Consider the following 20,118-nt stretch of genomic DNA (forward strand, 5'->3'; position numbering starts at 1 on the left):
GTGGAAGAGAACGATCTGCGCAGCCTCGTGGAGGAACAACTCACACTCACCCGGAGGCTCAAGGACCAGATACGTGAGCTCAAGGAGCGGGACAGGGCCCCGCTGGCCGTCGTCGGCACCGGCCTGCGCCTGCCCGGGGGCCTCACCACCCCCGACGGCTACTGGGACTTCCTGAACGGTGAGGGCAACGCCGCCCGCGAGTTCCCCGAGGACCGGGTCGGCCTGCGCTCCGTGCACGACCCGGACACGGACCGACCCGGCACCTCCTACGTGTCCAAGGCGGCCCTGCTCGACGACCCCGCCGGGTTCGACGCCGCCTTCTTCGGGATCTCCCGGCGCGAGGCCGAGGCCCTCGACCCCCAGCAGCGCCTGATGCTGGAGGTCTCCTGGGAGGCCATGGAACGGGCCGGGATCGCGATCCGGCGCGGCGACCGTCTCAACGCGGGCGTCTTCGTGGGCATCATGGCCGCCGAGTACACCGACCGGCTCGCACGCGGTGCCGACCTGAAGGACATCGACCCCTACTACGGGACCGGCGGCGGCCACGCATTCGCGGCCGGACGCGTCTCCTACGCCCTGGACCTGTCCGGCCCGGCGATGAGCGTGGACACCGCCTGCTCCTCCTCCCTGGTGGCGCTGCACTACGCCGCCCGGAGCCTGCGCCGGGGCGAGTGCCGCTACGCCCTGGTCGGCGGCGCCAACGCCATCTTCTCCCCGGAGCTGATGGTCTCGCTGTGCCGGAGCCGGGCCCTGGCGCCCGACGGCCGCAGCAAGCCCTTCCTGGCCGACGCCGACGGCTACGGCCGGGGCGAGGGCGTGGGCGCCCTGGTCCTGATGCGCCTGGACGACGCCGAACGGGAGGGACGCCCCGTCCTGGCCGTGCTGCGCGGCAGCGCCGTCAACCACGACGGCGCCTCCTCCGGGCTGACCGTGCCCAACGGCCCCGCCCAGCAGGAGGTCATCCGCTCCGCCCTGACCGACTCCGGGCTGCGCCCCGAGGAGGTCTCCTACGTCGAGGCGCACGGCACCGGCACCTCCCTGGGCGACCCCATCGAGGCGGGCGCGCTCCAGGAGGTCTACGGCCGGGCCGAGCGGGACGAACCGCTGATGGTCGGCAGCGTCAAGGCCCGCCTGGGCCACCTGGAGGCCGCCTCCGGCGCGGCCGCGCTGATCAAACTCGTCCTCATGCTCCGCAACGGCGCCGTCCCCGCGGCGCGCGGAAGCGAGGACGGCCCCCTCAACCCGCACATCCCCTGGGACAAGGTGAACCTGGACGTGCCCGACCGGATCCGCCCCTGGTCGACCCACGCACCCGTCGCCGGGGTCAGCGCCTTCGGGCTGAGCGGCACCAACGCCCACGCCCTGTTGGCCGCGCCGCCCGCGCGCCCGCACGATCTCCAACCCCGACCCGACCGCCGTGAACTGGTCACCGTCTCGGCCCGCGACCGCGCCGCGCTGGCCGAGCTCGTCGAGCGTGTCGGCGACCACCTGGTCGAGAGCAAGCACCTGGCCTCGGCCTGCCACACACTGCGCTGCGGCCGTGCGGACTTCACCCACAGGATCGCCGCCACCGGCGCCGACGCCGCCGAACTGGCCGCCAACCTGCGCGCCGCGCTGGAAGCCGGACAGCCCGACGACACCGTGGGCCGTACGGTGACCCTGCGGCTGACCCGGGACACCGGCACCCTCACCACGGCGGTCCGCTCCCTGGCCACGGCACTGCCCGGACTGGTCCCCGGCGACGGACCCGGGACCGATCCGGCCGCCGCGCTGGTCGCGGCCCTCGCCGGCCTCGGCCTGCGCACGGTCGCCGAACACGCCGACACCCCCGAGCACACCGCCGCCCTGGAGTGGAACGGCCGCACGCACCCACTGCTGACCACCGGGCCCGGCACCTGCGCCGCCGCCTTCCTCGACGCCCTGGCCGCCCTGTACACCGCCGGAGCGGATCTGGACATGGCGGCGCTGCGCCCAGCGGGAATCCCGTTCGACCCCGACGTGCCCACCTACGCCTTCCAACGGCGGCGCTACTGGATCGACGAGCCCCGGCCCGAGGCGGCGCCCGCGACGGCACGGGTCGGGGAGGAGGCCCCCGCCGCCGGGGACGGCGCCGACCGTGCCGAGATCACCGCCTTCCTCTTCGCCGAGTGCGCCACGGTCCTCCAAGCCGAGGAGGCGGTGGATCCCGCCACCGGGTTCCTGGAGGTGGGCGGCGACTCCTTCACCGCGATGACGCTGCTCACCAGCGCCGAACAGCGCTTCGGGTGCGAACTCCCGTTGGACGGCTTCGACATCGAGGCGACGGTCGGCACGCTCGTCGAGGACATGGCCGACCGCGTCGTGGAGGCCGTGCAGGCCCGGTCCGGACAGGGGCAGGCCGGATGACGCCCCCCTTCACACGCCCCCGCGGACAGCGGGACGCCGACCTGCGCCTGTTCGTGTTCCACCACGCCGGAGGGTCCGCGGCCAGCTTCTTCCCCCTCGCGCGCGAACTTCCCGAGGACTGGGACCCGGTCCTGTACGACCTTCCCGGCCACGGACGCCGACGCTCGGAGGAACCCGTCGGTGACATACCGCGGATGGTCGGGCGGGCGGTCGCCGAACTGGAGCGGGAACCCGAGGGGCCCTTCGCCCTGTTCGGCCACAGCCTGGGCGCGGTCGTCGCCTTCGAGACCGCGCGCGCCCTCACCGCGCGGGGCCGCCAGCCCCTGTGGCTGGGGGTCTCGGGCCGGGCCGCGCCCGGCCTCCCCGCCAGCGGGACCCGCGGCATCCACGAGCTCGACGACGCCGCCCTGCTCGCCTCCCTGGACTCCGTGGGCGGAGGGCTGCCGGACCGGGTGGCCGAGGTCCCCGAGTTCCGCCGACGCTTCCTGCGGCTGGTCCGCGCCGACCTGGGCGCGGTCGGCTCCTACCGGCCGGCCGCCGACCGAGTGCCCCTGACCTGCCCGGTGGCCGCCTACGCGGGCGACACCGACCCCTGGGCACCGCCCGAGGCCGTATCCGACTGGAGGAACGAGACCAGCGCCGCCTTCACCCGACGCACCCTGCCGGGAGGACACTTCTACTTCGTCGACCACGGGCCGGGCCGTCTGGCCCGCGAACTGGCCGCCGACATCCGCGCCGCCGCGCTCGAATCCGTCGGCCGGGCCTAGGCCGAAACACTCCCTGACACCGAATCCGGCCGCGCACCGCGCGGAGCCGTACCAACGAAGGAAGCCCCGATGCACGTCATTGAGACCCGCGAGACCATCGACGCCACACCCGAGCAGGTGTGGCAGACCCTGTCCGAGCTGGGACGCTTCCGGGAGTGGAACCCCCTCATCGTCGCCGTCGAGGGCACGGCCACCGTCGGTGAGCGCATCTCGTTCCGGATGGTCCTGCCCGACGGCAGCAAGAGCAGCCACACCCCGGTGATCACCGAGGTCGTTCCCGGACGGGCGCTGTGCTGGGAGGGAACCGTCGGGGCCGCCTGGCTGGCCCGCGCCGTGCACGAGTTCCGTCTGGAGCCCTCCGGCGGCGGGACCGCCCTGACACACAAGGAGACCTTCACCGGCCTCCTGGTCCCCCTGGTCAAGGGCACCCTGAAGCGCACCGAACAGGGCTTCCGCGACATGAACCGTGCTCTGAAGGAGCTGGTCGAATCCCGCGCCGCCGCCAACGACTGACACGTATCCCCGCCCGGTGCACGCGGCCGGCCGCGTGCACCGCTGTGACGGGGACGGGCTCAGCGCACCATGTCGCGGTCCTGGGGGAGAACGTCCGAGATCCGCTGCCGCTCGGTGATGTCGAACTTGCGGTAGATCCGGGTCAGGTGCTGCTCCACGGTGCTGACCGTGATGTGCAGGCTGGATGAGATCTGCCGGTTCGTCAGCCCCTTGGCGGCGAGCACCGCCACCCGGGACTCCGCCCTGGTGAGTTCGGGCGCGGCCGGGTGCGGGCGTACGCGGACACCGGCCCGGGCACCCGCATCCGGTGCGGGGAGGAGGACGGATCCGCCGCGCTCCTCGGACAGCGGAGCGCTGTGCTCGGCTAGGGAACGGCGTGCCCTCGCACGCAGGCACACGGCTTCGGCGCCCTCGCCCAGAGACTCACGCGTGTCGGCCAGGTCCAGGCGCGCCCGTGCCGCCTCCAGGGCGTCGGGGGCGCGGTCCAGCACGTGGACGGCCTCCTCCAGCACCGGCACCTGTTCTTCGAGCGGCAGGACGGCGGCCAGGTCCCGCAGGACGACGCCCCGCGTGCGCGGGCGGTCCGGGGCGGCCAGGGCCTCCTGCTCCACCACCAGCCTCCGTGCCGATCGGAGCTCACCGAGGCGCAGGTGGGCCCGCGCGGCACCGCCCCGCCACGGCACCAGGGAGGGGGTGTCCAGTTTCCACTTCGTCATCAGCTCGCCGCAGACACAGAAGTCGGCCAGGGCGCTCTGGACCCGCCCGGCGTTGAGGTGGTGGTGACCGCGGGCGTACAGGTAGTGCAGGCCGAAACGGGACCGGAAGACATCCTCGGCCACCGGCTCGGCCAGCACACGGGCGGCCTCCCGCCGGTCGCCGGTAGCTTCGGCGACCAGGAGCAGATCTCCCAGCAGCAGGCCGATCACCGCGCCCCAACCGGGCATGGACAGCGTCGACAGGGCGGTTTCCGCGTGGTGCCGTGCGACGCCCAGGTCACCGGTCCGCAGCGCGACGCCGGCACGCAGCATGTGGGCCTGGCCGCGCCAGAGCGGGGAGCGGTCCTGCGCGTTGACGAGCGACTCGCTCCAGTAGGCGGCCCGGTCGAGCCGGTCGGTGTAGATCAGCGCGAAGAGCGCCGCGAACACCGACTCCACCATGTGCTCGCCGAGCCCGGCGTTGGTCAGGACCTCCTCCGCCCTGTCCGTCGCGGAGCGGTCGTCCTCCCCGCTCAGGGCGGTGGTCAGTGACTCCGCCCCGTTGAGCCGCAGTATCGGGATGGCGATGCTCGGGGTGTCGCCGGGCGCCCCGACGCCTCCGGGCTCGGGGACGAGGGAGGTCAGCTCCGGGTGGGTGGACGCGCACACCGCCCGGGTGATGCGGGCCTCGACCGCGGCGGTGGGTTCCGGGTCCCCGCGTACGGACGCCGGTAGGCCGCGCAGCACCCTCTCCACCTCCACACGGTGCCCCGCCCACAGCAGGCCGCGCAGCAGCGCGTACAGCTCGCACGCGGGAAGCCGGCCGGCGAGAGCGTTGTCGGTGAGCCGCAGAAGGTGCCGGGCCGCGGCCTCGGGGTCCACCCGCCACAGTGCCGCGGCCAGTGCCAGCGCGATCCGGGGTTTGGCCTCCTCGTCGGTGCAGAACGCCGAGGCGGAGGTGAGGCAGTCGATCGCGAACGCGAGGTCCCCGTGTGCCATGGCCTGCTCGGCGGCCGTGCACAGCAGCGGGACCGCCCACGGGTCGGCCACGTACTCGGTGGCCCGCAGGTGACGCGCGATCCGGGCGGCCGGCGCGCCGTGCTCGTACAGCGACTGGGCGCACCACAGGTGTGTCTCGGCCCGCTCGTCGGGTCCCATCAGATCCAGCACCGCGGCCTGTGCCTCGGGGTGGCGGAACCCGTCCGAGTCCAGGAGCCCCGCCATTCGGAGCCGTTGCAGCGTGCTCCCCGCCTCCCGCCAGCGGGCCAGGAGGTAGGGAAGCGACTCGCCCCGCGCCTCGGTCTCGCTCATGACCGCGAGGATCTTGGCCAGTTCCGTGGCGGAGGGCCCGTGGCGGTGCAGGTACTCGACGAAGGCGACGCGGTAGGACTCGCCCGGCTTGAGCCCGGTCGGGGGTCCGTTCCGGGGTACGCGCCCCGTGGTGCCGAGGTGGTCCTCCAACACGGCCTTCACGAGGCCGGGTACGCCCCCTGTGATCCGCACCAGGTCGGCGGCGGCCCCGTCATCGGACTCGGTGAAGTACCCGGACAGGAACTCCCGCACGTCCGCCTCACCCAGCGGGGCGAGCCGGATCTGGGTGCTCTGCGGCAGCCACGCCAACTCCGCGAGGTACTCGGCGGCGCATCCGCGTGTCGGCAGACGCTCCGTGACGACCGTCATGACCGACGCCCGGCGCATGCGCCGCAGGACGTACAGCAGGCAGCGGACGGAGGGAACGTCGGCCAGGTGGGCGTCGTCGACGTGCACGGTCAGGGGCGTGTCCGCGGCCGTGCGTCTCATTTCACGGCACAGCTCCTCCAGGTGCAGGACCAACCAGGGCGGCAGAGCGGCCCGGGGAAGCTCCAGAGCCTGCTTGCCCTCCAGAGCGATGGGGGACAGCCCCGCGGCGACCATGATCTGGTTGAGGAGGCCGAGGGGCAGGTCCTGTTCTCCGCGTGCACCGCTGGCGGGGATGTGCATCCCTCCCGAGGCCGCCACGTGGCCGACGAAGTCGTCCAACAGCACTGACTTTCCGGAGGCCGTCGGTCCGGTGATGTGGACGATCTGGCCTTTGCCCGTCGAGCACTCGGCGTAGAGGCTACGGATGAGGGCGCGTTCGTGCTCGCGCTGGACAAGATGCATCGGTTCCTCGTTCACCTGTCCTCCCGGAGAAGGCCCCGGCCTTCAGGCCGGGCAGGAATTCGGGCAGGCAACCCGCATTCCTCGCGTTTTGCCTTACACATGCCTCTCCTCGGATCAAAGTTCGCTGGGTGAGGACGGCGTACAAGTGCCGGGCATAGCCGGACCCCGGACAAGCGGCCCAGCCGGGCCGCACGTTCGGGTGCGTGCGCCTGGTGTGGAACAAGACCCCCGCCCAACGCCACCGCGCCTACCACACCCAGGGAAAGAAGACCTCGTACCAGCAGACCGACGCGGCGCTGACCGAGTAGAAGAGAACCGGGGACCTGGGCTTCCTGTCCCAGGTGTCCTCGGTCCCGCTCCAGCAGACGCTGCGCCACCAGCACAGCGCGTTCGCGCGCCTCTTCGCCGGGCGCGCCCGCTACCCCCGGTTCAGGAACCGCAACGGCGAACAGCCGGCGCGCTACACCCGCAGCGCGTTCCGTCTGCGCCAGGGGCGCCTGTTCCCGGCCAAACAGAGCATGCCGCTGAAGATGGCGCGGTCCTTCGAGGACGTGGCGCTCGCGGACCTGCACTCGACCGCGGTGATCGTGTCGCGGGAGCCGGACGGGCGCTGGTATGTGGCCTTCGCCGTTGAGGCCGCTGATCCTGAACCCGCGCACGAGTCCGGCAGTGAGGTCGGTGCGGTCCTGGGGGTGAAGGACTCCGCGACCCTGTCCACGGGGGAGAAGGCCGCCAACCCCACACATCCGGCACGCAAGGCCCGACGCTACGGTCGCGCGCTGGTGGTGGTCGACCGGTGGTTTCCCAGCGGCAAGACGTGCTCGGAGTGCGGGTACCTGCTGGACACGTTGTCTTTGGGTACCCGGCATTGGACGTGCCCTTGCCGTCGCACCCGGCATGGTCGGGACGTGAAAGCGGCCAGGAACACCCTTGCGGCTGGTCGAGTCGCAGCCCGCGAAGGCGCGGGTGATGCCTGGTGAGCTGGTGTCAGAAGGCAAGGGTCCTCCCTTCCGCGGTCGGCGACGAAGCAGGAAACCGCTGTCGTGAGGCAGTCCGCGTAAGCGGGACCGTCCTGTCAGGGACGGTCGGACTCCTCCTCTTCCAGGAGAGGGAGAAAGTCAATCTTGACGCGCCTAGATCCTAGAGAGGAACGCGACGCGTCATAAGGACTCGGTGTTTCTGTGCGGTGAATGATTCATGGCGCCTCGGCTGACACCGCGGCCAGGAGCAGCGCACATGGTGGGAGTGGGAGAGCGCGACGCTCCGGAGGCCGTGGGAGGGGGGCGGCTGGTCGGATCCTTCGGGTCCTACACCCCGTGGGTGGACCGGCGTACCTCGGCGTAGCGCTCACGCACGTGCGGCAGGTCCACGGGCTCGGAGGCGGCCTCCGGGGCGCCGATGTCCCAGGCCGGAGGCTCGGCGGTACCGGCCAGCACCCACGCCGCCTGGCGGGCGGCACCGATCGCGACGTACTCGGCGGGCGGGGGTACGACCACCCGCGCGCCCAGGACGGTCGGGGCGACCGTGCGCACGGCGGCCGACCGCGCGGCCCCGCCCACGAGCATGACCCGGTGGACCGGGATGCCGGTGTCGGTCATCGCGGACAGCCCGTCGGCCAGTCCGCACAGCATCCCCTCCACCGCCGCGCGCGCGATGTTCTCCGGACGCATGTTGGAGCGGCGCAGCCCGTGCAGGGAGCCGGCGGCGTCGGGCAGCACCGGGGTGCGCTCGCCGTCCAGGTAGGGCAGCAGCACGACCCCCTCGGCGCCCGGCTCGGCGGCCAGCGCCAGCTCGTCCAGCCCCGCCAGGTCCACGCCCAGCATCTCGGCGGTGCTGCTGAGCACCCGGGCCGCGTTCAGCGTGCACACCAGCGGCAGGAACCGGCCGGTGGCGTCGGCGAACCCGCAGATGATGCCGCTCGGGTCCTGCGTGGGGCCCTCACTGACGGCGAACACGGTCCCACTGGTGCCCAGGGAGACCACGGCGTCGCCCGGGCGCAGCCCCAGGCCCAGGGCGGCGCCCATGTTGTCGCCGGTCCCGGGGGCGACCAGCGCGCCCGAGGGGGTGTGCCCCACGGCCTCGGCGGGTTCGGCCACCCGCGGCACCTGGATCTCGCGCCCGAGGGCCCGCGCCAGCAGGTCGGGCCGGTAGGCGTTCTCGGTCGCCGACCAGTAGCCGGTTCCGGAAGCGTCACCCCGGTCCGTGGTGGGCTCGGCCCGCGCCCCCGTCAACTGCCAGGTGAGCCAGTCGTGGGGGAGCATCACCCCGGTCGTGCGTGCGGCGTTGTCCGGCTCGTGCCGGGCCAGCCAGCGCAGCTTGCTGACGGTCAGGCTGGCGTTGGGCACGTTGTCCACGGTCCCGGCCCACTCCGCGGGGCCGCCCAGCTCCTCGGTCAGCTCCAGGGCCGATCCGGCCGAGCGCGTGTCGTTCCACAGCAGCGCCGGGCGCACCACCGAGCCGAGCTCGTCGACGGCGACCATGCCGTGCTGTTGTCCGGCGACGGCGATGGAGGCCACGTCGTCGAGCAGGCCGGAGGAGGCATGCTCCAGCGCGGACCACCACGCGTCGGGGCGGACCTCGGTCCCGTCGGGGTGCGGGGCACGCGCCTCGCGCACGATCTCGCCGCTGTCGGCGTCGCAGACCACGATCTTGCAGGACTGGGTCGAGCTGTCGATTCCGGCGACCAATGCCATATCGGCTCCGTGTGGGTGAGGGGCTTCTTCGGGGAACGGATACGCGGGCTTGGCGACGGGTCAGCCGCCAGCCGACTCGATCAGGGTACGGGCCGTGGTGGTGTCGGTCACCAACGAGGACACCACGCCGGTCCTGAGTACGGAGTGGATCGCCCGCGACTTGCCCGTGCCTCCGGCGACCGCGACGACCTCGGGCACGTCGCGCAGCTGTTCCAGGGTGATGGCGATGACCCGCGAGTCCAGCTCCGCTGCCATGGGCATGCCGTGTACGTCCACGGTCCGGGCGCACACCTCGGCCTGCACGCCCTCGCGGTCGAGGGCGGCCCCCTCGGCGGGGGAGAGGGCGTCCCGAACCAGGGACAGGGACGGTGACCAGGAGCCGATGGCGACGACGGCCTTGTCGAGCTTCCCGTAGAGCTGCATGGCTCCGGCGACCTGGGGCTGTGCGCGCAGCGCGTGGGCGGTGGCGGCGTCGGAGACCACGATCGGGGCGTAGACGGGGTAGGCCGGGCCGCGCGCCAGGCTGGCCACTCGCCGGACCAGCTCCACGGAGTTCTCCTCCACACCGCCGGGGAGGACCCCCGTCAGCTGCACGACCGTGCACCGGGGGAGGCCGTCCAGGGCCAGCGTCATCGAGTTGAGGGTGCGCGAGCAGGCCAGGCCGAGGGTGTCGTCCTCCTCCAGGATCTCGGTGAGGTACTCGGCCGCGAGTCGGCCCAGTCCGCGGTGCATCGCCTCCCCCCCGCCCGGGTCGGCGACCGCGATCGCCTCCTTGAGGCCGTAGGCGTTTCGCAGCTGGTGGGAGAGGTCTGTGTCGACCTCGGCGGGTTCGGTGATCTCGATCCGTACGATGCCCGCCGCCCGGGCCTCGTCGAGGATGCGCGCCACCTTGAACCGGCTGATCGAGAAGTCCTCCGCGATGCGGATCTTCGACTCTCCGGCGATGTAGTACCTGCGCGCGATCGCGGTGGCACGGATGAGTTCCGCTGGTCGGAACTCGGGTTTCATTGGCATCCTCCAGAGTTTCGCTCATATGAGCACCTTGTTGCTCATTGTTGCATCGTGGCTTGACTCGTGATGCCCGCCACAATTTTAATGATCCTCCACGGTGCTCATCTGCTCAACTTCCCGCTCATGTGAGCGGATATAAGGGGAGCGAAGGCATCCGCGGAACGCGGCTCCCGACCCCCGGGCCGCAGCCGTCCCCCCAGGAGGAAGACCATGTTCAGACACACGACGCGGCGCGGACTCCCGGTCATGGCCGTCGCGACCGGCCTGGCGCTTCTCGCCACGGCCTGCGCCGGAGCAGGCGGAGGCGGGTCGGACGGTCAGCGGACCGTCACCGTCGCCACGGTGGCCAACCCCCAGATGGAGGACATCCAGGCCCTCGCGGACGAGTTCAGCGCCGAGCATCCCGACATCGACGTCGAGTTCGTGGTCCTGCCGGAGAACCAGCTCCGGGACCGCGTCACCCAGGACATCGCCACCCAGGGCGGTCAGTACGACGTCGTCACGGTGGGCACCTACGAGGTCCCGATCTGGGCGGAGAACGACTGGATCCTCAGCCTTGAGGAGTACGGCTCCGACCCCGACTACGACATCGACGACATCATCCCGACCGTGCGCTCCGCCCTCTCCTATGAGGACGAGATGTACGGGGCGCCCTTCTACGGGGAGTCGTCGTTCCTGATGTATCGGCGGGACCTGTTCGACGAGGCGGACCTGGAGATGCCCGACAACCCGACCTGGGACCAGGTGGCCGGGTTCGCCGAGGAGCTGGACGACCCGGACGGGGGCGTCGCCGGTATCTGCCTGCGCGGCGTCCCGGGCTGGGGCGAGCTCCTGGCCCCGCTCAACACGGCGATCCTCACCCACGGTGGCCGGTGGTACGACGAGGACTGGAACGCGCACCTGGACTCGCCCGAGGTCCGGGAGGCCGTGCGGACCTACGTCGACCTGGTGGGCGAGTACGGGCAGCCCGGCGCGCCCAACGCCGGGTTCACCGAGTGCCTCACGACCATGGCCCAGGGCGACGCCGCCATGTTCTACGACTCCACCGTCGCCGCGGGCAACCTGGAGGACCCCGACTCCAGCAGCGTCGTCGGAGACATCGGATACGTCGCCGCTCCGGTCGACCAGACCGAGCACGCGGGCTGGCTGTGGGCGTGGGCGCTGTCGATCCCCGCCACCTCCACCGACCCCGAGGCCGCCTGGGAGTTCGTCTCCTGGGCCACCTCCAAGGAGTACCACCAGCTCGTCGGCGAGGAGCTGGGCTGGGAGCGCGTCCCCCCGGGAGCGCGCGTGTCCACCTACGGCATTCCCGAGTACCAGGAGGCGGCCGAGGCCTTCGCCGACCCCACCTATGAGGCCATCGACAACGTCGACGTCGAGCAGCCCGGCCTGCACCCGCAGCCGTGGACCGGTGTGCAGTACGTGGCGATCCCCGAGTTCCAGGACCTGGGCACCCGGGTCTCGCAGGAGATCTCCGCTGCCATCGCCGGACAGCAGTCCGTCGAGGAGGCGCTGCGCAAGTCCCAGGAGTACGCGGAGGAGACCGCCGAGTCCGGCGGCTACCGCGAATGAGCCGGCGCGGGGCCGGGGAGAGCGCTCCGGCCCGTCCCACCACCCGACACCCACGAGGAAAGTCCATGACCGCTCAGACCACGCCGGACACGGCGCGGCGCGGACCCAGCGCGGGGGAACTCACGTGGGGACAGCGCTGGGGCCGAAGGGGTCCGCTCCTGCCGGGGCTGCTGTTCGTCATCGCGATGACGCAGATCCCGTTCCTGTTCACCGTGTACTACAGCTTCCAGGACAGCAACCTGCTGCGGTCCGAATCCGGCTCCTTCGCCGGACTGGGCAACTACGGCAGGGTCCTGGGGGACGCGCTCTTCCGTAACGCCGTCATGAACACGGTCCTACTGACCGTCGGCGCCGTCCTGCTCTCCCTGGTCCTGGGGCTGGCCCTCGCCCTCCTGCTCGACCGGACCTTCCTGGGCCGCGGGATCGTGCGCACACTGATGATCACGCCGTTCCTGGTCATGCCGGTCGCCGCCGCCCTGCTGTGGAAGACCTCCATGTACCACCCGGTCTACGGGCTGCTCAACTGGGTGCTCTCACCGCTCGGGGCCAGTCCGGACTGGGTCAACGAATCCCCGCTCCTGTCCATCGTCTTCGTGCTGACGTGGCAGTGGACCCCGTTCATGATGCTCATCATGCTCGCGGGCCTCCAGAGCCAGTCGACGGAGGTGCTGGAGGCGGCGCACGTTGACGGGGCCGGGCCCTGGACCGTCTTCCGCCGGATCACGTTCCCGCAGCTGCGGCGCTTCGTGGAACTGGCGGTGCTGCTCGGCACCATCTACATCGTCCAGACCTTCGACGCGGTCTACATGATCACGCAGGGAGGCCCCGGCCAGGCCAGCACCAACCTGCCCTACTTCATCTACCTCCAGGCCTTCCGCGCCTTCGACGTCGGCGAGGCCGCCGCTGCCGGGGTCATCGTGGTCGTCGCGACCCTTGTCGTCGCCATGTTCGCGCTGCGGGTGGTCTCCAGCCTGTTCGAGGAGGAGTCGTGACCAGCGTGACCGAAGCGCCGGCCGCCGCCGCGCCCCGTTCCGGACCGGGGCCTGGGCCCCGACGCGGCCGCCGCCGTCACACCCGTCCGGGGCTGGGCGTCCTGGCCTGGATCGTGGGCGTGGTGTTCTTCTTCCCGGTGCTGTGGATGTTCCTCACCGGGTTCAAACAGGAGTCGCAGGCCTCCACGGACCCGCCGACCCTCTTCTTCCAGCCGACGCTGGACCAGTACTCGGCGGTGCTCGGACGCGACTTCGCCCCCTACCTGCTCAACTCGTTGCAGGCCTCGGTGCTGTCCACGGTGTTGGCCGTCGCCCTGGCCCTGCCCGCCGCCTACGCGCTCTCGCTGGCCCGGATACCCAAGTGGCGCGACTCGCTGTTCTTCTTCCTGTCCACCAAGCTGCTGCCGCCGGTGGCGATGATCCTGCCCCTGTACGTCATGGCCCGCAACATCGGCGTCCTGGACGACCTGCGCCTCCTCATCCTGGTGTACACGGCCATGAACATGCCGATCGCGGTGTGGATGATCCGTTCCTTCCTGGCCGAGCTCCCCAAGGAGGTGCTGGAGGCCGCCCGGATGGACGGTGCCGGCAGGCTCACCGAGATGCGGAGCGTCATCCTGCCGATGATCGCCCCGGGGGTGGCGGCGACCGCGCTGATCTGCTTCATCTTCGCCTGGAACGAGTTCTTCTTCGCGGTCAACCTCACCGCGACCCAGGCCGCCACCGTGCCCGTCTTCCTCGTCGGCTTCATCAGCGGTGAGGGGCTGTTCTGGGCCCGTCTGTCCGCCGCCTCCACCATGGCGGCCCTGCCCGTGATCATCGCCGGATGGACCGCCCAACGCTGGCTGGTCCGCGGCCTGTCCCTAGGAGCCGTGAAGTAATGCGCGCACTCGTCGTCAGCGAACCCGGCCGCTTCGGCACGGAGCGGGTGGACGATCCCGCGCCGGGCCCCCGCGAGGTGGTCGTCGCCCCGTCCGCCGTCGGTATCTGCGGCACGGACCTGCACATCATCGACGGGGAGTTCGAGCCCACGCCCTACCCGATCGTTCCCGGACACGAGTTCGCCGGAACCGTGGTCGCGGTCGGCGCGGAGGTCACGGAACTGTCCGTGGACGACCGTGTGGCGGTCGATCCCTCCCTGTTCTGCGGTGAGTGCGCCAAGTGCGTCGTGGGCCGCGGGAACCTGTGCGAGCGGTGGAACGCCATCGGCGTCACCGGGCACGGCGCCTGCGCCGAGTTCGTCACCGCGCCCGTCTCCTCCTGCCACCGCGTGCCCGACGCCATGCCCTTCTCCCACGGTGCCCTCATCGAACCCCTCTCCTGCGCCGTGCACGGTTTCGACCTGCTTCCCGGCAGGCTGGGTGAGCACTACCTGATCTACGGAGCGGGCACCATGGGCCTGCTCATGGCCCAGCTCGCGCGGTCCGCGGGCGCGGCCAGCGTGTCCGTGGTGGACCCCAACACCGAGCGGCTGGCGGTGGCCGCATCCCTGGCCGCCGACACGGTGGCCACAGGTGCCGACGACCTCGACCGGCGCGGCTGGGAGGTCGTCGTGGACTGCACCGGGGTGGTCAGGGCCGTCGAGGACGGTCTGACCCGGGTGGCCAGGGGCGGCACCTTCCAGGTGTTCGGCGTGGCCCCGGCCGAGGCCACCGCCTCCTTCTCCCCGTTCCGGATCTACAACGACGAGATCACCGTCGTCGGCAGCATGGCCGTCCTGCACAGCTACGGGCGGGCCGTCGACCTGATGGCCAAGGGTGTGGTCGACGCCGACGCCATGGTCACCGACACCTTCGCCCTGGCCGACTACGGGGACGCGGTCGGCGCTTTCCGGGCGGGGCGGGGCCGCAAGCTCCAGATCGACCCGCAGCGGTAGGGGAGGGGCCGCGCCGGGGTGCCCCGGGCCGTGCGGAGGTGCCCGGCCCGGGGCACCTCCGTGAGCCGGTGACCGGCGGTTTCCCGGCGGTGGGGGACAGGTGATGTGTCAGATCCCACGTGCGGTGACGAGGCGCAGGGATAATTCCTACTAATTCGGTCGGGTAGGCTCTGGCCAGCCCTGCGGCATCCCACGGGAGCCGCGCGGTCATCGTTACCGGCGACCGCGACCCCGCGATCCTCCAATCCGCGATCATGAAGGAGCGCACCATGCGCACGACCTCAGCCGTCATCGGAGCAGCCGCCCTCACACTGGCGCTCGCCGCCTGCGGCGCGCCCAGCGAGCAGGCCGCCGACTCCAGCGGCGAGGGGAACGCGCTGCGGGTGGGTGTGAACCCCGTGCCGCACGGTGACATCCTCGCCTTCATCGACGAGAACCTCGCCGAGGAGGCGGGACTGGAGCTGGAGATCGAGGAGATCTCCGACTACAACACCCCCAACTCCGCCCTGGCCGAGGGCGAGCTGGACGCCAACTACTTCCAGCACCGCTCCTTCCTCAACGAGTGGGTGGCCAACGGGCCGGACGCCGAGTTCACGTATATCACCGACGTCCACATCGAGCGGCTGGGCCTCTACTCCGAGAGCGCCGAGAGCATCGAGGACCTGCCCGAGGGCGCTGAGATCGCGGTCCCCAACGACCCGGCCAACCTCAACCGCGCACTGCGCATCCTGGAGACCGAGGGCCTGGTGGGCATCGATCCGGAGGCCGGTGAGAGCGCCACCGAGAAGGACATCACCGACAACCCGCAGGACATCACCGTCACCCCGCTGGAGGCCGCGCAGCTGCCCCGCTCGATCGCCGACGTGGACGCCGCGGTCGTCAACGGCAACTACGCCATCGAGGCGGACCTGCCCGAGGAGTCCAACGTCCTGGCCTGGGAGCCCGAGGGCGAGGACTACGTCGAGGCCTACGCCAACGGCCTGGTCGCCCTGGAGGAGAACGCCGACGACGAGCGCGTCCAGCTGCTGGCCGAGCTGCTGCACGACGAGCGTGTCCTGGAGTTCGTCCAGGAGTCCTGGCAGGGCGTCGTCCTGGCGGTCGACGGCGACGGCAACGTCGTCGAGAGCGCGGACGAGGACACCGAACAGGAGTGACACCGCGGGGTCCGGGCCCGCTTCCTCGCGGTCCCGGCCCACCGCACACCTACTCCTGCCACGAGGGCGGCGGAGCTTTCCGGCTCCGCCGCCCTCGTTCTGTGTCGGTGCCCCGACACACCCGGCCATCGCTGGTGATACGCATCACACCGTGAGGGGCTTCGGGGGTCGGTGGGGCGCGGCGGCACGGGACGCCGGGGAGTCGTGGTGCGGACGCCACTCCCCGTGCGGTCGCCTGAGCTGCGTTTTCCCGTGGTGGCGACTCTGTCCTTGGCCGACGCCTCCTCCTGTTTGGGCCGGTCGTCCCGGGAAAGGGGGCGTGGACGTCCTACTTCCACAAAACCTACTCATTAAGTAGAGTTTGATTCGCCGGTCCGGAACCCGAAGCCCGAAGGATCCCCGATGTCCCCGCGTAGGTCCCTGCTCCGCGCCACCGCGGCGGCCCTGGTCATCGCAGCGGCCACCACCGCGTGCGGTGCCGTGGGCGACCAGGGCGACGACCGCGGTCTCATGCTCGGATACTTCCCCAACCTCACCCACGTTCCGGCACTGGTGGGCGTGGAGGAGGGCATCCTCCAGGAGGCCCTGGGCGAGGACGCCCCGCTCTCCACCCAGACCTTCAACGCGGGTCCCGACGCGATCAACGCCGTCTTCTCCGGCGAGATCGACGCCGCCTTCATCGGTCCCAGTCCGACCGTCAACGGCTGGGCGCAGTCCGGGGGAGCCGCGCTGCGTGTCATCGCCGGATCAACCTCCGGCGGCGCGGGCCTGGTCGTACGCCCCGGCATCGACGGCGTCGAGGACCTGCTCGGCACCACCCTGGCCACCCCCCAACTGGGCAACACCCAGGACGTGGCGCTGCGCTGGTTCGCCCGGGAGCAGGGCTGGCAGGTCGACACCGAGGGCGGCGGGAACCTGTCGGTCATCCCCCAGAACAACGCCGAGACCGTGAGCGCCTTCACGCTCGGTGAGATCGACGGCGCCTGGCTCCCCGAGCCGCACCTGAGCCGCCTGGTCGTCGAGGCAGGGGGCGAACCGCTGCTCGACGAGGCCGAGCGGTGGCCCGGGACCGGCGGCGACTTCGTCACCACACACCTCGTCGCCAACGCCGACTACCTCGACTCCCACCCCGAGGAGATCGAACGTCTCCTGCGGGGCCATGTCGACACCGTCGACTGGATCAACGCCCGCCCCGAGGACGCACGGGAGTCCGCCGCCGCCCACCTGGCCGACCTGACCGGCAACCAGTCCGACCCCGAGGTCGTCGCCTCGGCCTTCGACAACATGACCTTCACCGTCGACCCGATCGCCCCGTCCCTGGCCGCCGGAGCCGAGCACGCCCAGGCCGTGGGCCTGCTCGACCCGGTCGACCTGGACGGCATCTACGCCCTCGGCCCGCTCAACGACCTCCTCCGCGAGGACGGGCGGGACGAGGTCGCCGGACCCCAGGAGGAACAGTGACAGCCACGACCGAGAGCCTCAGTACGAGCACCGCGCGCACCTCCGCCATCGAGATCGACCACATCTCCAAGGTGTTCGGGGAGGGCCCCAGCGCCCTGACCGCCATCGACGGTATGTCCGTCTCGGTGCGGGCGCGGGAGTTCGTCGCGGTCGTGGGCGCCTCCGGCTGTGGCAAGAGCACCCTGCTCTCGCTCGTGGCGGGCCTGGCGCGGCCCACCACCGGGACCGTGGACGCGGGCGGGCACCGCGTGGCCATGATGTTCCAGGAGTCGTCCCTGTTCCCCTGGCTCACCATCGGCGGCAACATCGAGATCCCCATGCGGGTCAACGGGGTCCCCAAGGCCCGGCGCAAGGAGCGCGTGGCCGAACTGCTCGACCTGGTACGCCTGAGCGGCTTCGCCCGCAAGCGCCCGCACCAGCTCTCCGGCGGGATGCGCCAGCGCGTCGCCCTGGCCCGGGCCCTGGCCCAGGACGCCGACGTGCTGCTTATGGACGAGCCCTTCGGCGCCCTGGACGCCATGACCCGCGACATCCTCCACGACGAACTCGAGCGGATCTGGCGGGAGAAGTCGCTGACCATCATGTTCGTCACGCACAACGTGCGCGAGGCCGTGCGCCTGGGGGATCGGGTCATCCTGCTCTCCAGCCGCCCCGGCCGCGTCATCGAGGAGTTCGCGGTGGAGGGTGAGCGGCCCCGACGGATCGACTCCGCCCAGATCTCCTCCCAGGCGGCCGAGATCACCGACCGGCTGCGCACGGAGGTGTCGCGCCATGCCGGCTGATCCCAGTGTGCAGGACCGCCGCCTCCAGGGCCTGGACGCCCTGGAGATGGCGCCGTCGCGCCAGTCCGACCGGTCCACCGCCGGGCGGACGGCGGCCAGGGTGTGGGCGGCCACCTGGCCCAAGCTGGCCGCCGTGGCCATCGTGCTCGTGGCCTGGCAAGCGGTGGTGTGGAGCGGATGGCGACCGGTCTACGTCCTGCCCGGACCTGACCAGGTCCTGCCGCGTCTGCTCACCGAGATCACCTCCACCGGGTTCTGGGAGGCCTTCGGGGTCACCATGCGCCGCGCCCTCACGGGCTTCGCGCTGGCCCTGGTCGTGGGCGTGCTCCTCGGCCTGGCCGTGACGCGGTTCGCGCTGTTGCGCGTGGCGATCGGCTCTCTCATCACGGGCCTGCAAACCATGCCGTCCATCGTCTGGTTTCCCTTCGCGATGCTGCTCTACGGCATCAGCGAGTCGGCCATCATGTTCGTGATCGTCCTGGGTGCGGCGCCCTCCATCGCGGGCGGGCTGACCTCGGGGATCGACTACGTGGCCCCGCAGCTGTTGCGGGCGGGCCAGGCCATGGGCCTGCGCGGTGTCCAGCGGTACACGCTGCTGATCGTCCCGGCCGCCCTGCCGATGTTCGTCTCCGGCCTCAAACAGGGGTGGGCCTTCGCCTGGCGCTCGCTCATGGCTGGAGAACTGCTGGTCATCATCGACCAGCAGAACTCCATCGGCTGGGCGCTGAGCCAGGCGCGCCAGTTCAACGACGCCGAGGGCCTGCTGGCCTACGTCGTCATCGTGCTGTGCGTGGGCATCCTCATCGACGTGTTCTTCAACTGGGCCGACCGCTCCATCCGCCACCGCTGGGGCGTCACCGCCTCCTGAACCCGGGTCAGCGCCCGCGCGCGGTGCACACCGGCCGCCGCGGGCGTTCCCGTACCGGGTCCCAGCCGTCGTCACCGGCCAGGTAGGCATGGGCGGTGTGGTGCGCGGCGTCCTCCCGGTCCATCTGCGGACGGTCCTCGGTGACCAGCGCGCCGGGGCCGTAGTTGCCGTACTCGCGCATCTGGAACTGACGCCAGTCGTGCCCGGAGGACATCTCGACCCACCCCTCCTCACGGAAGTGGCGGCCCATCCAGGAGTCGCGCACCAGCACCCGCGGTTCGGCGTCCGGGCTCGAACTGGGCACCCACGGGCGGCCGAGGTAGACGGTGCCGGCCGGGGCGTCGCTGGTGAAGCAGCTCCGGGTGAACAGGAAGCCGAACTCGTTGCCGGGCGGGGTGCTCGGCGCGGTCACGTAGCCGTTGTCGGTGTCGCTGCCCCGGTCCAGGGAACGGAGCTCGCACCCGTCGAAGACGGCCGTGCCCCGGCCGAAGACGAAGTCCACGTCCCCCTCGACGTAGCAGTCGCTGTAGTACTGCCGCGAGGGGGTGTCCACGTCGGGTGAGTTCGCGTACAGCGTGTCCTGGTGGCCGAGGAAGCGCACGTTGTCGAAGACCAGCCGATCGCCGGTGGTGCGCAGCGCGACCGCCTGGGTCGAGGTGATCTCCGGGTGCTCCTCGCGCTCCCAGGAGTTCTCGAAGGTCAGGTCGCGCGCGTGCGTGTCGTCCCCGGAGATGACGACGCTGGCGCTGCCGGACGTGCCGTAGGTGCCACCGCCGGGCTTGGGGGTGCCCGAGGCGCGGTCGTAGGTGAGGACCACGTCGCTCGGGTCGCCGGTCGCGCCGACCAGGGTGATGTTGGGTTTGTCGGAGGGGATGACCACCGGCTCGCGGTAGACCCCCTCCTCGATCCGGATGGTGACGCGCTCGGGGCTGTGCGCGGGCACGGCGTCGACCGCGGCCTGGACGCCGGTGTGGTCGCCGGAACCGTCGGAGGCCACGGTGATCACCGGGCCCTTCGCGCCGTGGGGGCGGGTGGAGGGGGCCGTGTCGGCGTGCGCGCTGCCGGACACGGTGGTGAGCGCGGTGGTGAGCGCGGCGGTGAACAGCCCCGCCAGCGCGGTCAGCACCGCGGTGTGTGCCCGGGGCGGGGTCGGGTGGGTTCTCACGGGTGTTCTCCCTTTCTCATGGGCTGACCGACTCATGGGCCG

Annotated in this window: 15 protein-coding genes and 1 pseudogene; 12 read left to right on the forward strand and 4 right to left on the reverse strand. The window is 71.5% G+C overall.

Annotated elements, in window-relative coordinates:
* From AC0T5L_RS15935 to AC0T5L_RS15945, 3 genes are all read left to right on the forward strand, one after another.
* Positions 1-2,385 carry a beta-ketoacyl synthase N-terminal-like domain-containing protein gene (locus AC0T5L_RS15935; protein WP_476166270.1) on the forward strand — a complete coding sequence of 795 codons (2,385 nt, stop codon included), beginning with the start codon at positions 1-3 and terminating at the stop codon, positions 2,383-2,385.
* On the forward strand, positions 2,382-3,152 hold the full coding sequence (locus AC0T5L_RS15940) for a thioesterase II family protein (protein ID WP_476166271.1): 771 nt from the start codon (positions 2,382-2,384) through the stop codon (positions 3,150-3,152). Before AC0T5L_RS15935 ends, AC0T5L_RS15940 begins: the two co-directional genes overlap by 4 nt.
* A gap of 69 nt (positions 3,153-3,221) precedes the next feature.
* Positions 3,222-3,665: an SRPBCC family protein gene (locus tag AC0T5L_RS15945; RefSeq protein ID WP_476166272.1), complete on the forward strand. Its 444-nt coding sequence runs from the start codon at positions 3,222-3,224 to the stop codon at positions 3,663-3,665.
* Between the two features lie 59 nt (positions 3,666-3,724).
* On the opposite strand, the gene AC0T5L_RS15950 is transcribed toward AC0T5L_RS15945, so the two are convergent.
* On the reverse strand, positions 3,725-6,502 hold the full coding sequence (locus tag AC0T5L_RS15950; RefSeq protein WP_476166273.1) for an AAA family ATPase: 2,778 nt from the start codon (positions 6,500-6,502) through the stop codon (positions 3,725-3,727).
* 128 nt (positions 6,503-6,630) lie between these two features.
* Between AC0T5L_RS15950 and AC0T5L_RS15955 the strand changes: the two are divergent.
* A pseudogene (locus AC0T5L_RS15955) lies at positions 6,631-7,563 on the forward strand (RNA-guided endonuclease InsQ/TnpB family protein).
* 246 nt (positions 7,564-7,809) lie between these two features.
* Here the strand turns inward: AC0T5L_RS15955 and xylB are convergent.
* Together xylB and AC0T5L_RS15965 are read right to left on the reverse strand one after the other, a co-directional pair.
* Positions 7,810-9,195, reverse strand: a complete 1,386-nt coding sequence (xylB, locus tag AC0T5L_RS15960) for a xylulokinase (protein WP_476166274.1) — start codon at positions 9,193-9,195, stop codon at positions 7,810-7,812.
* A gap of 60 nt (positions 9,196-9,255) precedes the next feature.
* Positions 9,256-10,209: a sugar-binding transcriptional regulator gene (locus AC0T5L_RS15965; protein ID WP_476166275.1), complete on the reverse strand. Its 954-nt coding sequence runs from the start codon at positions 10,207-10,209 to the stop codon at positions 9,256-9,258.
* Positions 10,210-10,416: 207 nt separating this feature from the next.
* On the opposite strand from AC0T5L_RS15965, the gene AC0T5L_RS15970 reads away from it, so the two are divergent.
* The 8 genes from AC0T5L_RS15970 (at position 10,417) to AC0T5L_RS16005 (ending at position 18,911) form a co-directional block, all read left to right on the forward strand.
* Entirely contained in the window at positions 10,417-11,778 is a 1,362-nt protein-coding gene (locus AC0T5L_RS15970) for an ABC transporter substrate-binding protein (protein ID WP_476166276.1), read from the forward strand.
* Positions 11,779-11,843: 65 nt separating this feature from the next.
* Complete coding sequence (locus AC0T5L_RS15975) at positions 11,844-12,770, forward strand: carbohydrate ABC transporter permease (RefSeq protein ID WP_476166277.1); 927 nt, start codon at positions 11,844-11,846, stop codon at positions 12,768-12,770.
* Complete coding sequence (locus AC0T5L_RS15980) at positions 12,767-13,651, forward strand: carbohydrate ABC transporter permease (RefSeq protein WP_476166278.1); 885 nt, start codon at positions 12,767-12,769, stop codon at positions 13,649-13,651. Before AC0T5L_RS15975 ends, AC0T5L_RS15980 begins: the two co-directional genes overlap by 4 nt.
* Positions 13,651-14,646, forward strand: a complete 996-nt coding sequence (locus tag AC0T5L_RS15985) for a zinc-dependent alcohol dehydrogenase family protein (RefSeq protein ID WP_476166279.1) — start codon at positions 13,651-13,653, stop codon at positions 14,644-14,646. Before AC0T5L_RS15980 ends, AC0T5L_RS15985 begins: the two co-directional genes overlap by 1 nt.
* Positions 14,647-14,915: 269 nt before the next feature.
* Positions 14,916-15,800 carry a MetQ/NlpA family ABC transporter substrate-binding protein gene (locus AC0T5L_RS15990; protein WP_476166280.1) on the forward strand — a complete coding sequence of 295 codons (885 nt, stop codon included), beginning with the start codon at positions 14,916-14,918 and terminating at the stop codon, positions 15,798-15,800.
* Between the two features lie 402 nt (positions 15,801-16,202).
* Complete coding sequence (locus AC0T5L_RS15995; RefSeq protein ID WP_476166281.1) at positions 16,203-17,261, forward strand: ABC transporter substrate-binding protein; 1,059 nt, start codon at positions 16,203-16,205, stop codon at positions 17,259-17,261.
* Positions 17,258-18,043, forward strand: coding sequence for an ABC transporter ATP-binding protein (locus tag AC0T5L_RS16000; RefSeq protein ID WP_476166282.1), 786 nt, complete (start codon positions 17,258-17,260; stop codon positions 18,041-18,043). The genes AC0T5L_RS15995 and AC0T5L_RS16000 overlap by 4 nt, the downstream gene beginning before the upstream one ends.
* Positions 18,033-18,911 (forward strand): ABC transporter permease, encoded by an 879-nt coding sequence (locus AC0T5L_RS16005; protein WP_476166283.1) that lies wholly within the window; start codon positions 18,033-18,035, stop codon positions 18,909-18,911. The genes AC0T5L_RS16000 and AC0T5L_RS16005 overlap by 11 nt, the downstream gene beginning before the upstream one ends.
* Before the next feature lie 7 nt (positions 18,912-18,918).
* On the opposite strand, the gene AC0T5L_RS16010 is transcribed toward AC0T5L_RS16005, so the two are convergent.
* A complete protein-coding gene (locus tag AC0T5L_RS16010) occupies positions 18,919-20,076 on the reverse strand; it encodes a pectinesterase family protein (RefSeq protein WP_476166284.1) in 1,158 nt (385 codons plus the stop codon).
* Positions 20,077-20,118 lie beyond the last annotated feature (42 nt).

Source organism: Nocardiopsis sp. TRM 82005, from assembly GCF_056312425.1.

Bases quoted from the DNA above. Each gene is read 5' to 3' on its own strand.
- AC0T5L_RS15940 (WP_476166271.1), top strand. From the start codon at position 2,382: ATGACGCCCCCCTTCACACGCCCCCGCGGACAGCGGGACGCCGACCTG.
- AC0T5L_RS15950 (WP_476166273.1), bottom strand. From the start codon at position 6,502: ATGCATCTTGTCCAGCGCGAGCACGAACGCGCCCTCATCCGTAGCCTC.
- AC0T5L_RS15975 (WP_476166277.1), top strand. From the start codon at position 11,844: ATGACCGCTCAGACCACGCCGGACACGGCGCGGCGCGGACCCAGCGCG.
- AC0T5L_RS15990 (WP_476166280.1), top strand. From the start codon at position 14,916: ATGCGCACGACCTCAGCCGTCATCGGAGCAGCCGCCCTCACACTGGCG.
- AC0T5L_RS15995 (WP_476166281.1), top strand. From the start codon at position 16,203: ATGTCCCCGCGTAGGTCCCTGCTCCGCGCCACCGCGGCGGCCCTGGTC.
- AC0T5L_RS15985 (WP_476166279.1), top strand. From the start codon at position 13,651: ATGCGCGCACTCGTCGTCAGCGAACCCGGCCGCTTCGGCACGGAGCGG.
- AC0T5L_RS15945 (WP_476166272.1), top strand. From the start codon at position 3,222: ATGCACGTCATTGAGACCCGCGAGACCATCGACGCCACACCCGAGCAG.
- AC0T5L_RS15965 (WP_476166275.1), bottom strand. From the start codon at position 10,209: ATGCCAATGAAACCCGAGTTCCGACCAGCGGAACTCATCCGTGCCACC.
- xylB (WP_476166274.1), bottom strand. From the start codon at position 9,195: ATGGCATTGGTCGCCGGAATCGACAGCTCGACCCAGTCCTGCAAGATC.
- AC0T5L_RS15970 (WP_476166276.1), top strand. From the start codon at position 10,417: ATGTTCAGACACACGACGCGGCGCGGACTCCCGGTCATGGCCGTCGCG.
- AC0T5L_RS16005 (WP_476166283.1), top strand. From the start codon at position 18,033: ATGCCGGCTGATCCCAGTGTGCAGGACCGCCGCCTCCAGGGCCTGGAC.